The 13,966-nt window shown below is 43.8% G+C and carries 4 protein-coding genes; 2 read left to right on the top strand and 2 right to left on the bottom strand.

All coding sequences use genetic code 11. The features are described 5' to 3' along the window. Positions 1-105 precede the first annotated feature (105 nt). A complete protein-coding gene (locus NST58_RS09540) occupies positions 106-1,437 on the bottom strand; it encodes a maltose ABC transporter substrate-binding protein (RefSeq protein WP_076126469.1) in 1,332 nt (443 codons plus the stop codon). A gap of 819 nt (positions 1,438-2,256) precedes the next feature. Here NST58_RS09540 and NST58_RS09535 point away from each other — a divergent pair. After that, positions 2,257-4,002, top strand: a complete 1,746-nt coding sequence (locus tag NST58_RS09535) for an alpha-glycosidase (RefSeq protein WP_076126468.1) — start codon at positions 2,257-2,259, stop codon at positions 4,000-4,002. A 163-nt stretch (positions 4,003-4,165) separates the two neighbouring features. Here the strand turns inward: NST58_RS09535 and NST58_RS09530 are convergent, their stop codons facing one another. Then, the gene (locus NST58_RS09530) at positions 4,166-12,046 is read right to left on the bottom strand and encodes a pullulanase (protein WP_339247491.1); all 7,881 of its coding nucleotides are present in this window, start codon (positions 12,044-12,046) and stop codon (positions 4,166-4,168) included. Between the two features lie 688 nt (positions 12,047-12,734). Between NST58_RS09530 and NST58_RS09525 the strand changes: the two genes are divergently transcribed. Further along, positions 12,735-13,781 carry a LacI family DNA-binding transcriptional regulator gene (locus NST58_RS09525; RefSeq protein WP_076195090.1) on the top strand — a complete coding sequence of 349 codons (1,047 nt, stop codon included), beginning with the start codon at positions 12,735-12,737 and terminating at the stop codon, positions 13,779-13,781. Positions 13,782-13,966: the final 185 nt, after the last annotated feature.

Genomic DNA, 13,966 nt, shown 5'->3' with positions numbered 1-13,966 from the left:
CGCTTCCGTTCTCCTCTCCGAGTGAAAATAAGAAGCTGCCAGCCGCTAAACATGCGGCGGGCAGCTTGATTCACTGTATGCTGTTAAGACAGTGAATTATGATCCTTATTGGGATGCACTGTTATTCAAATCTTTGATTTGTTGTACAGCTTTGTCCATTGCTGCTTTTGGATCCCCATTTTTATCCCAAATTTCTGGAAGGGCAGCATTCACTGGGCTCCATACGTTACCCATTTCAGGAATAGAAGGCATCGGTTGGGAGTTCTTAGCTTGTTCTGCAAAAACAGAGACATATGGATCGCTAGAGATCTGTGGATCAAGAAGCGCCTCGTTGTTTGTAGGAACCGAACCAATCGTTTTGTTCAGTAACAGCTGAGCGTCTTTGCTTGAAGCAAAATTCGCATACAATTTAGCAGCATTCGGATATTGAGTAAACGAGTTAACTGCGAAAATTTTAATACCAGAGAATGTAATTGCTGTTTTGCCATTCACTGTAGGGATTGGAGCAATACCAAGGTTGTCACCAAGAGCTTCTTTGTATCCTCCAAGCTCCCATGGACCTGTGATATCCATAGCTACATCACCAGAGTTGAACAAGCTGCGTTTGATATCACTGTTGATATCACCACTCTTAATTGGCAATGCTTCCTTCAGTTTCACAAATTCTTTAAGTCCTGCAATTGCGCCATCGTTAGCAAGACCGATATCATCTTTATCCGTACCATCCTTACCGAAGAGGTATCCGCCATCGGAAGCGATAAACATGTAGTTGAAGTACAAGTTTCCTACTTCCCACATAATCCCATATCTATTTTTCGATTTATCCGTGAATGTTTTGCTGAATGCAAGAACATCATCAAATGATTTAGGTGCTTCTTTAACAAGCGATTTATTGTAGAACAATGCATAAGTTTCTGCTGCTCTTGGGTAACCATACAATTCGCCTTCGTACGAAGATCCGATAATCGAAGCTTCAGTATTGTTAGCTTTTGTTTCTTCACCGAAGACATCGTTAGGAAGAACCAAGCTCGCGCTTGCCGCTTTACCTAAGTTATCGTGAGGGATAAGAATAACGTCTGCCGCTAATCCTGAAGGACCATCTTGAGTAAGTTTAGTTACTTGATCTGGTGGTGCCAATTCTTCAACCTTGACTGGAACGTTATATTTTGCTGTGAACTGTTTAGCAATCTCATCTGCAAAAGGTCTTTCTTCTTTACTTTCCCATACCACTAGAGTTGCGCCATCTTCAGGTACAATTTCATCTGTTGCTGCTGCATCTGTGCTCTCTGGCGCTGCAGTCTCTGTAGTAGCATTATTAGTAGCTTTTGCTGCGTTGTTGCCCCCGTTATTCGTACTGTTGTTGTTGGAACCGCATGCTGTAACGGACAGAGCCATTGAGAAAGCTGCGGTGATAACCATCATTTTTTTCAATTTCATTACTTTAACCCCTCCCAATTTTTAAAAACGTAAGATGGAAAATAGTAGTGCTGTAATCTGCGCAAACGATTTCAGAAAGGCTAAAAAAAAAGTTCTTCTTTTAGCTTGCTCCTTCTGTATCTGCATTTCACAGGTAAGAAAGCGCTTCATTCATGAGTACATCATACAACAGTAACGATTGTTTTTAAAAACGTTTGCATATACTGTATTGGGTCATTTTCCATTATTTGATATACATTATAGGCATATATCTCCATTTTTCACATGATATCTTTTAATTAGTCGATAATTCATGTGTTTATTATTGGAATATCTATTTTATTTGCCCCTAATATGCCACATTTTCTCTATTTCAAGAGATTTCTCATAAATTGCCCTTCACAATGCTCGTTTACTTTAGTGAAATTTAGTGCAATGGTTTGAACAAGAGTATTGAAAGCCCTTTTATTCCATGCTATAATCCAAAACGTTAAGAGGCTGTCCAGCATGAAGCACAACATCCCTTGTCTGCCTCCTGTTCTATATAATTAAAAGGCAATGTTACTTATCAAAGGTACAACCTCGGGCAAGCTACTTCGCGGTGGTTGTGCCTCTTTGTTATGTGCTACTCGGCTACTGATTTAGTGCATGTTGCATAAAAAACTGTGCAACCAATAACAATAGCGACATTCTACATTCCACGCGCTCTGTGGAGTATCGTCCGGGAATAGTTTATGCTTTCGAGAAAGTAGCGCTAACAAAACTTAGCGTATGCTTTCGATGCGGTTTTGCCGAAGTCTCCGAGGAAGTAACGCTAACAAAACTTTAGGAGGATTTATCATGTTACTGGAAGCAGTGTATCATCGTCCGCGGTTAAATTGGTCTTATGCCTATAATGAAAGTACGATTCACCTGCGTCTACGCGCTAAAAAAGGGGATTTAACCGAAGTGTTCGCCTTTGCTGGAGATAAATATGCTTGGGATACCACAAAAGAGCTAATTCCCATGACCCTCTTCACCTCCGATGCTATGTTTGACTATTGGGAATGTGCTTCAGTACCTCTCTACCGCCGCTTGAAATACGGTTTCTTACTTCAAAAAGATAACGAACGAATTTGGATGACCGAAAGTGACTTTCAAACGGTGCGGCCGGAAAACCCAAACAAGCTGTTCGAATTCCCTTTCATTAACCGCGTTGACGTATTCGCTCCGCCTGCCTGGGTAAAGGACGCTGTTTTTTATCAGATCTTCCCAGAACGCTTTGCAAATGGTGACCCGAGCCTTGATCCGGAAAATGTTCAGCCATGGGGCTCCGAACCAACACCAACCAATTTTTTTGGCGGCGACCTGCAAGGGGTTATTGATCATTTAGATCATCTTAACGAGCTTGGGATCACTGCTATTTATTTCACACCTATCTTTGATGCAACTACTAATCATAAATACGATACAGAAGACTATATGAAAGTCGATCCGCATTTTGGAGATATTGAGACTTTAAAAAAGCTCGTCGATAGCTGCCATAAACGTGGGATTCGTGTCCTGCTAGATGCCGTATTCAATCATTCTGGCAAAACCTTTGCTCCTTTTGTAGATGTTCAAGAAAAAGGAGAGGCTTCCGCCTTTAAAGATTGGTTCCATATTCGCAAGTTTCCGCTTCAGATTGAAAACGGTGTCCCTACTTATGACACCTTTGCTTTTGAACCGCTAATGCCAAAGCTAAACACAGAACACCCTGAAGTTAAACAATACTTACTGAAAGTCGCAGAATACTGGATCAAAGAAGTCGGGATCGATGGCTGGCGTCTGGACGTTGCCAATGAAGTGGATCATGATTTCTGGCGGGAATTCCGCAAGGTGGTTAAACGTGCTAATCCTGAGGCCTACATATTGGGGGAAATCTGGCATGAATCTGCACCTTGGCTGGAAGGCGATAAATTTGATGCCGTTATGAACTATCCTTTCACTGACGCCGTCCTTGACTTCTTTGTGCATGGCACTCTTGATGCTGAAGGATTCGCCAATTCCATTGGTAAACAGTTATCACGCTACCCGCTGCAGGCTAGTGAAGTTGCTTTTAATCTGCTGGATAGCCACGATACTCCACGACTGCTTACGCTGGCTGCTGGAGACAAAAACAAGATGCGATTAGCGGCACTGTTCCAATTCACCTTTATGGGCACTCCCTGCATCTATTACGGTGACGAGATCGGCATGGACGGTGAAGGTGACCCTGGTTGCCGCAAATGCATGGAGTGGAACCCTGAAAAGCAGGATCGAGAGCTCTTCGAGTTCTATCGTCAGCTTATTAAAATACGCAATGACCACCCTGCTCTCCGCACAGGTACATTTACCTTCCTTGAGGCAGGACAACAAGGCAGCAAGCTAGCCTATGAGCGCCGGCTGGATCTGCAGACGATTGTGGTACTAATCAACAGTGAAGAGACCGCTCAGACCTTCCGTATTGACGTAGACGAGCGGGATTGGGAGAACTTGTTTACAGGCGAAACAATGCGCACAGAACGCAGCAAGCTGATCGTGAAAATGCCAGCCTATGGATTCGCTATCCTAAAGGCAATCATCTAAAAGATTTCTTTTCTTCCCACTGCCCAGCCATACAGCATAACAAAACAGGGTATCTCGCAAGCGATAATCGCTTCGGGATACCCTGTTTTCTTTTGGAGCATACTAAAATGCTAACCGCTGCTCAAACTAAGGGGTGCCAGAATTCAGCACACCTTAGTTTAGCCTACTTGCTCAGCAGCGTATAAATAACCTGTGCGCTTTCTGCGCGGGTCATCCATGCTTTTGGAGCGAATCGATTGTTCTCTCGGCCTTGCAGGAGTCCTAAGTCTGCTGCAGTCTTCACATAGGCTTCCGCCCACTTGCTAATACTTGAAGCGTCAGTAAATGCCGTAGAGGCTGCTACAGGTTCAAGCTTCTTACCAGACTTCACTTCAAGTGCGCGGATCGCCATAACAGCCATTTCCTCACGGGTAATTGATGCATTCGGCGCAAAACTATTATTACTCCGTCCACTAACAATACCCAGCTTAGTAGCTGTGGCTACATATGAGGCATACCATGCATCTGACCTGATGTCAGTAAACAGGACCTGCCCTTCCGCTTTTAAGCCAAGTGCACGTACTAGTAGTGCTGTAAATTCCGCACGGCTAACATTACTTTTTGGATCAAACTCAGAGGTAGTGACCCCTGACACAATTTGTTTGGCGGCAAGTGATTGAATCGCCTTAAATGCCCAATAGGTTGCAGGAACATCTTTGAACGACTTATCGATTTCAAGCACAGCATACTTACTGAAATGTGTGACTTGTGCCGTGATCACCTCTCCATTCAGCTGTCCTCCCACGTACTCTAACCCGCCATTATCACTTAAATAATAGATTCCGATTAAGTCCTTGTTGAATTGCCCTTTAATCTTGAATGAGATCGTAATCGGCTCATCGAACTGCTTAATTACAATCCGAGTACCGTCTTTCATCAGCACGCTAAGTCTGAATTCAAATACATCGGAAAGAGAGCTAACATGAGCACTGTCTTTATTTAAACCGTCTACTATGGCTTTCGCAGCAGACTGCGCCAGTGGGTTCAGTTCAAGCAAGATTTGGGCACCTACCCCATCAATACCTGAAGCTAAACTTGGCATTGTACTTAAAAGCTGGCTAGGGATAGTAACTAACAGATCCCCCATTTTAAATACAAGATCATTAGTTCCTAGTATTTGTGCAGCTTGTAAAGGTAAGCGTACCTCTGTCTTACCGGCAGCAACATCAATTTGCACCTTGCCGTCTTTACCATTCTTCAAGCTATCCTCATTCACAACCTGAGTATCCGCTGGCGGCGTAGGGCTAGGGTTAACAACAACTCCAGAGGTTGGTGCCGCTGTGGCTTCTGGCGTTGGTGTTGGTGTCACCTCAGGCGACGGTGTTACTTCTGGTGTCGGCGTTGGCGTCGATGTTGGTGTCGGCGTCGGCGTCGATGTTGGTGTTGGCGTCGACGTTGGTGTCGGCGTTGGCGTCGATGTTGGTGTCGGCGTCGGCGTCGGCGTCGGCGTCGATGTTGGTGTTGGTGTTGGCGTCGACGTTGGTGTCGGCGTTGGCGTCGACGATGGTGTCGGCGTCGGCGTTGGCGTCGGCGTTGGCGTCGGCGTTGGTGTCGGCGTCGGCGTTGGTGTCGGCGTTGGTGTCGGCGTCGGCGTTGGTGTCGGCGTCGGCGTTGGTGTCGGTATAACATCCGATACCTCCGCCAAAATAACCGTGCCTCCATCATCTCTGCCTGGCAGATCAATATTTACCTTTTGATCTTCGGAAACCATGTATGTTTTACCGCTGTATTCATCGGTTACCGATGAATTGGCAGCAAACGGTACTGGAATCGTTACAGAATTCCCACTAGTTTTAGTATTGATTACCGTCACTACGTTCTCATCTTCATAAGATTTGTTGAAAGCTAAATAACCTGAATCATCTGAACCTGCGAGCTTCGTGCGCGCACCTTTGGAATACACTTTGGAGTACTTCGCACGGATATTCAACAGCTTTTGATAATGGTCATGTAGTGGCTTCTCTGCCGTCAATTGATCCCAAGGCATATCCTTACGGTTCTCACTGAATTGACCTTCAGACATATTTCCAGCATTGCTGCCGGAATTCCCCAGTTCTTCTCCGTAGTATATTACCGGCTGTCCTTTGGCGGTAATTTGCAGAGCTGCAGCAATCTTCAGCTTGCCTTTATCGCCTCCCACATAATCAGACAAGAAACCATTCTCATCGTGACTGCTCAGGAATTGAGCCATCATCTTCGTATTATCGATCTTTAATTCACGTTCCTGCAGATAAGCATCCACACTGTTTACCTTACCATTTGCAAAATCTCTGGCTGCATCTTTAAATCCAAAATCAAGCAGACCATCCATCTGGCTAGTTTCGAGCATTCCACCATTGTTATCAATGGTTCCACCGAAGTATTCGCCGGTCATTTTGAAGTTTGGATCAATCGCTGTCAGTGCATTTTTAAAGGCTTTCCAAGTCGTATCGTCCACGTGCTTGACTGTATCCACACGGAAATAATCAATCGTGTCTCCACGTTCCGTACGTGCGTTGTCTAACCAGCCTGTTTGCCAAGCGATAATTTTTTCACGAACGGCTGGATCTTCCGTCTTGAAATCTGGCAGGAAAGCAAGCTCACCCTTAATTGGATCTGTATCTGCGGATACACCATCCGTGCGCAGCATCCCTTCGAAACGTGCTTTATCCTCAGCTGTAATTGTCGGATAGGTATCCTCAGCTTTCAGACCGTAACCCGTATGATTGAGTACAACGTCAACCATGATCTTGATCCCTTTGTCATGCGCCTTTTCGATTAGCTCCTTGAAGGTTGCCATATCGCCAAGATGCTCGTCGAGCTTGGTAAAATCTTTTGCCCAATACCCATGGTATCCATATTGTTCGCTGCCAAAGTCAACACCTTTGTTAAAATCAATATTATCTACGATTGGCGTGATCCATAACGTGTTAATTCCTAGCTCTTGCAAATAATCGAGATTGTCGATCATCCCCCGGAAATCTCCACCATGATAAGCTTCCAGATGATCTTTATTTACATTCTCATTATTCGTTGGGTCACCGTCTTTAAACCGGTCTGTAAGCGCGAAATAAATCCGGGCCTCATCCCAATCAAAATCCAGCTTATCCCCTGTATAGGTTCTTGCTTTTACCTCAAGTGTAGCCTTTTCCTTATGTGCATTGCCGTATTGGTCTACGAGCGTAATCGGAATTTCCTTGATGCCCGCTGACACCGTGTCTTTCACAGCAACCGTTTGTTTCAAGAGTTCCGTATCCAGCTTAACTTTGCTAGGTCCTCCAAGATTGGTTAAATCCATATATGCTTCAGAGTAAGTTACTTCTTCCGAAGAGGAAGCGTTGATGCTTACAACAGCATTCTGATTGGATGTGACTGCCTCTGGACTTACGGATGCCGTAATCGTAACGACAGGTTGATGATAATCAATAACAGATTCATCATTCACCGTATTCTTTGGATCTGTAATTTCGGTAGTGACGCCGTCTTTAGTAATCAAGAAAGTATATTTATACATACCTTCTTTTAAATCAGCCAGTGTATAAGTGAACCACTCGTTAGCCGGATCATAGATCATTGGATACGAAGTGCCGTTCACTTTTACTTTAGCAGCTGTTATTGCGTCCATATTTCCAGTACGGAACAAAGCGTCGTCGCGATATCTGAAAGTAATCGTTCCATCTTTTAAAATGGGGCCGCTAATACTTGGTTTGATATCAAGCTCTTTAACCATACTGGTTACATACACCTTAGTGAACGGTTCACCAGGGGTCAACGGTATGACACGATCGTCCGGGTAGTCTTGTTTTCCCGTGTTCCAATCCGTACCTTTGCGCAGGACAAATCCAACGCTTGTTGCATTCTCCGCAACCTCAATCAGAACGCTCGCTGTGCCATTCTTAAAGGTTGTGAAATCAATCTGGTCATTTTTAGCTCCAGTGTTCCAAACCCAGATATTCCAATCCTTATAGTCCTTATCGCTACGGGTATAAGTGAATTGAACATATCGTTTGTCAGTAACTTTAACGGTGACGGTTGTGGAAACACCCTCATAAGAGATAGTAAGGGTTGCCGTACCTAGCCCAACCGCTTTGACTAGACCTTTATCAGTTACTGTAGCCACTTCAGGTTTATTGGAAAGGTAAGTAGCCTTCTTAGTAACATTACTTCTGCTATTGTCATCATATTTCGCAAAAACAGCGGTTTGATGCGTATTTCCTGCTGCCAGCGTGTAGCTTGCACTATCTGTTTCCAAAGAGGTCAGCGTAACTGGTGCAGCTTCCTTTTGAATAATCACAGCCGTCAAAGGCTCTAATGTAATTGAATTTGCTGTCAAAATAAAACCTGTCTGCTGCGCAGCCGGTATCGCTGTAACACCAGCTTCATCGTTGTCCACAAGCACTTGACCACCCGTCAAATCCTCAGATAAGGTCAGCTTTCTAGTTGTGCTGTCACCATTCATGAAGACATAATAGATGCCAGTACCATCTGTTGCTTTGTTGGAATAACCGATGACAAGATCGTTATCCTTCATTTCTGGAGCAGGGATCAGGTTAATGTTAGAGTCAATCAAATCCTTATCGCCCAATCGGAAGGCATCCGTTGATTTTCTTAGCTCCATCAGACCCGACGTATATTTTCTTGTCGTGTTCTGTACTGGGAACTTAGATTCATCCGTTGCTTTGGTCCAATCAAACATGTTAACTGCATCCGATGAATCGTAAGAATCATGAATGAAATAGCCAAACGATTGGTTGTTATTGTCGAACATCTCTGTGAATTTATCCTCAGGATCCGTTGTGCCCTTCCACTGCTTAGTCCGCCCATATTCCTGACCGGCATGGATGAAGGCTGTACCTTGAGAAGTTAATACGAGCATATTTCCTAATCTGATCCGCTGCTGAATTTCAAGCTCATTCTCAGCAATATCCGGATCCTTCTTGATCGATTGTGCTATTACATCATGAAGTGTCAGATTATCATGAGCTTCGATGTATGGGACGATATCACCCGGATCATCTGCTGGTGTATTCGAAGGTTGAGCTTTAATATTGTCCAGGATTGTAGCGATCGGACGTGCTCCACCGGTAATAAATCTAGGCTGACCTTCGGAACCATAACCAGACTTCAATTCATTACGGAATTCATCGGAGAAAACACCGACACTATCCGTTTTGTCCATCCAATCCTGATCTGCACCTTGCCCAGCGAGAGAAGGATCAGCCGCAGCGCCGCCGAATGTTCTCCAGCCTTCACCAATAAAGAGTGCCTTCGGATTCACTGCTGCCGCGGCATCATAAGCATGCTGAACAGCATCAGCTGTCGCATCGCCCATCATATCCCAGCGCATTCCATCAATCTTATACTCTTCAAACCAGTATTTTACCGAATCAACCATCAGCTTCTCAGCCATTTTATGGTTGGTGGCTAAATTGTTGCCGAACCCCCCGATAAAGTTGCCGTTTGCATCTTGGAAGGCATAGTAATTAGGTACGATGTCGTTTAAAAATTCTTTTTTAGCCATGTGAGTATACACTACGTCCAGAACGACACCCATTCCAGCTTCATGCACGGCATCAATCAAACCTTTTAGTTCTTTAATCCGCTCTTCTGGATCGGCAGGATTCTGTGAATAAGCCCCGTCCGGAGAGAAATAGCTATGAGGATCATACCCCCAGTTGTATTCATTGTTTTTTGCGGAATAATCTGGCTCTCTAGTCCCCATCTTCGTCTCATCCCCGTAATACCAAGCCATCACAGGAAGCAACTGAACATGCGTTACACCAAGAGATTTAATATAATCAAGTTTCTTTTCAAAAGCGCTATAAGAACCCCATCTTTCCCCACTCAGACTATCCTCGATCGATACATCCGATGTAAAATCTCTCACGTGGACTTCGTAGATGATGGCGTCCTCACGTTTTTCGTAGCCTTTTATATCAGCATACCCAAAGGTATCAGGGTTCGTCTGGCTTAAATCAACGATAGCCGCTTTGCCCACTGTATCCCCGCCGGCACCAGCAGCACCTGTGGTATCCACAGTGAATACCGCCATTGATTTAGCATAAGGATCAAGGACCTTATGGGTTACACCGTCATTCGTTACTTCGTATTGATAAAAGAAGCCCCTTACATCTGTTGCCGTTGTGCCTGTCAAATCAGCTGGCTTCAGCTGGACTGACCAAACCCCTTGCTCGCCGAGTGTTAAAGCAACACTACCCACTTGCACGTTAGAGTCATTCTTATCGTAAAGATTTACAACGACTCCGCTTGCTTTAGGTGCCCATAATTTCAATGTGGCTGTTTTGTCAGCATTATACGTAGCTCCAAGATCGTCTCCTGTATAATTGTACATTTCATCAAGCATTCTCCAGCCACTTGCGGCGGAGACTGTTTTACCTGAATAGGTAACGCTAAGCGGAACTTTTTCCAAATCAAAAGCTTCTGTATCCACTTCGATTGAAGTTTTGCTTGTAAGGGTTACAGCAGTAATCGGGACTGCAGCACCCTCTTTATCCTTAACTGTAATTGCTGACTTTAAGGCTGCTGGATCCAAACCATCAGTCAGTGTGAAGCCGAGAAGGATTTTGCTCGTCGACAACACCTCTGCGGATACTAAGCCAATTGGTGTCTCTCCAAACGGAGAAACATAAACATTGTTGTCTCCTTCTTTAACCCATAGCTGATTGTATCGATCCAGCAGGCTAAAGGTTTTATTGTCACCGTCCTTATCACCGTTCGAAGGTTTCATCACAATAAAGCCGATTTTCTTCGCGTTCTCAATAAGTGGAACATCAACATATGCACCATAACGATCTGTTTGATCTGCCACAAAAGGAGTAGCTCCAGACGGCCAATTTTCGGATTGGGCTACGACGTCATCCCACAGCCACAGTCCGTATTGATCATGATTTGTATCAGCTCTGGTATAGTGAATTCGCACTGTATTAGGAGCAAGTGCAACTGGTTCATACGGTGTTACATCATTTGACCCTTGCTTGATCCAAATTTCATTCGTCTCAGGCGTGTTAATGGCAAAGAGTTTATCGCCTTCATCCTTAGCCTGAGTGACTCGGTTTACCACAAGGAACGAAATTTTCTTGGCCCCATCCTTCACTGGCACGTCAACATAAGCACCATATGAATCGATTTGCCCTTCAGGAAATGGAGTTGCCCCTGTTGGCCAATTTGCGGAAGGGGATTGAACATCATCCCATGTCCATAATCCCTGATTTTCATAGTCACCAGCTGTCCGATTGTAGTGAATACGGATGTGTCCAGCCGGAACAGGGGTAACCTCAACAGGTTCAGAAGGAATTTTATATTCAGCTGTCACACTGCCATCCAGTGGATTAAATTTAAAGGTAACCGGCAGATCGGAAGGAAGACTCAGATTATTAGCAGTTTCGGGATACAATTGATCCCCGGCTTCACCGTCTCCTGGAACAGAAACTTGGTAGGTGTAATCTCCCTTAGGAAGGGTAGCCACCGTACTATAAACATCATCAAAATCAGGATCAGATAATGTGGTAAGTGCTTCTGCCGGCAGGTTTCCTGTCAATCTTGGTAGTTTAGCGGAAGCAATCGGTGTGTAATACGTGGAATCGGCTATTTTATGAGTTAAGTCATTATAATAAAAGGTCACGGCAGTCTCTGTTTCCAGCTTGATATGAATATTCTCCCCATCATTGCTCCCCTGAGGATTGGTGTAACTTGTGAATCCATAGTTCTCATCCCATAAATCATTTAGAGTAACCTTGTAGTTATATTCTCCTGCCGGCAATGTGCCTGTAAAAGAATATAGGCCATTATCTGAATAGGTCATTTGGGTAACTACCGATGTCTCATCCCAATCCTTACCCGGCGTTTCCGCATCTGTCGATGTAAATTTAGACTGCAGATCCCCGACCAACACAACCTTCGTCGTTGCTGCTGTAACATTAACAGGATGTAGTCCAAGACCAGAGAACACGAGAGCAATGATCATAAAGATCGCAAATGCCCTCTTCCCCCATAAACTTATTTTCATTTTTGAAAAACCTCCCATAATTATGAATTCCCTTTTTGCAAGCGGATACATGATTTCACAAACCCCACCAATTTATGAGATTATAAATCATGCGAATTCCTTCTGAAGGTGAAGAAGGTCTATATGTAGGGCTCGTCAAGCCAATTCAACGCTGTCACCATCCTTCTATCAAAGTAAAAGCTTGATACATCATGTCGAAATTAGTGCAATCGTTTGCAAAAAGCTATGCACAAACACTAGTCCATAAAACCCGATCGTTAGTGCAACTGATTACAACCTAAAAATACCCAATGAAAACGCTTGCTGTATTTTGATTTACATACTAATGCCGAATTTACGGTATTGTCAACCAGTATTTTCTAAAATAAAAGCTCAATTTAAAGCCGCAATAAAAACGAGACTTGTTCTTCCCTTCCTTTCAGCTAAGTTCTTGCATCCTTTAAGCCATACGTTTGCATTCAGCGAATGCTCTTTTCACAAAATTCAGACCGCATTTATACATATTAAGATCAAAATTCCCGAATCATTCATACTTTTTTGGTGAAAAGCAACAATATTACATTGAAATTTCTTGTGTTCCTTCCAAAAGTAGCAATTTCCTCCTTTTGAATGACTTTATCTATTTACAATTTAGAACTCTTAGATTAATATTACTGTGTAAAGCAAACGGTTCCATAAGGAGGTTTCAATGACAGTTACCATTAAGGATGTGGCCAAGAAAGCGGGAGTATCTCCCTCCACGGTATCCCGGGTATTGTCCAACCATCCCAGAATCAGCCTGGAAACTTCCCGCAAAGTTAAAGCTATTATGGAGGATATGGGCTATACCCCTAACATGATGGCTAAGAGCTTGGTGTCGAAAACTACTAACAGCATCTGCTTCAGTCTTCCTAAACCTGCTGAAGAGCTGTTCTCTAATCTATTTTTTATGGAATTAATTCGCGGGATCGTTACACAAGCCAGCCGTTCCGGTTATGATGTGCTGATAAGCTCCGGAGCGAACGAGAAAGAAGAACTGGAAGCCGTTTCACGACTTCTGAAGGGTCGCCGTGTTGACGGCGTTATTCTGCTTTACTCTCGTACGGATGATGCCGTTATTGATTTTCTAGAGAGCAACGATTATCCATTCGTGCTTGTTGGCCGGAGTGATAAATATGAGAATATTTTATCAGTCGATAATGATAATGTGATGGCAGCATACGATGCTACGAACCACCTCATTTCCATGGGGCATAAACGTATTGGCTTCGTAAGTGGACCACCTAATCTAATCGTTTCTCGTGACCGTCTCGCCGGATATCGTAAAGCATTGCAGAATAGCGGTTTAGAAATGCGGGATGAATGGATTGTAGAGGGTGAATTTCTACAGGATAGCGGCTATAGAGCGATGTCCTTTTTCATGAATTTGCCGAATCGACCCACTGCGCTGGTAGCGGTGGATGACATGGTATCGTTCGGAATTTTGCGCGGGTTGAATGAACTGAAATACAAGGTTCCAGACGATCTCGCCATTGTAAGCTTTAACAATATTCCATTATCTGAATTATCTAGTCCTCCGATCAGCAGTATTGATATAGGAATTTATCATCTTGGCTACACCGCATCACAAGTACTTATCCAAAATATCAAGAGTCCGGATAACGGTTCAGGTCATACCAACCGATTTGTCATTCCCCATCGTCTGATCGTGAGAGAGTCATCCATGCACTCTCAGGCAAAGCATAAAACCGAATGAATAAGTGAAGCGTTTAATCGCTTCATTTATTTTTTGAAAATCTGTACAAACGTTTGCGCTAAATCATACAATACTTAATGATCCAGTTCTTTATGGGTGATTTCTAGGATCTTAGGTTAGGATAAACTTACACATCTTAATCAAAGTTTAAACGGTTTAATAAGATTCTAATACGGCATCCGCTG

It is taken from the genome of Paenibacillus sp. FSL R10-2796 (genome assembly GCF_037965315.1).
GTDB lineage: Bacteria > Bacillota > Bacilli > Paenibacillales > Paenibacillaceae > Paenibacillus_AQ > Paenibacillus_AQ odorifer.
Note: the sequence above shows the minus strand (reverse complement) of the source record. Positions and strands in the feature narration are given on the sequence as shown.

Bases quoted from the DNA above. Each gene is read 5' to 3' on its own strand.
- NST58_RS09530 (WP_339247491.1), bottom strand. From the start codon at position 12,046: ATGAAAATAAGTTTATGGGGGAAGAGGGCATTTGCGATCTTTATGATC.
- NST58_RS09540 (WP_076126469.1), bottom strand. From the start codon at position 1,437: ATGAAATTGAAAAAAATGATGGTTATCACCGCAGCTTTCTCAATGGCT.
- NST58_RS09525 (WP_076195090.1), top strand. From the start codon at position 12,735: ATGACAGTTACCATTAAGGATGTGGCCAAGAAAGCGGGAGTATCTCCC.
- NST58_RS09535 (WP_076126468.1), top strand. From the start codon at position 2,257: ATGTTACTGGAAGCAGTGTATCATCGTCCGCGGTTAAATTGGTCTTAT.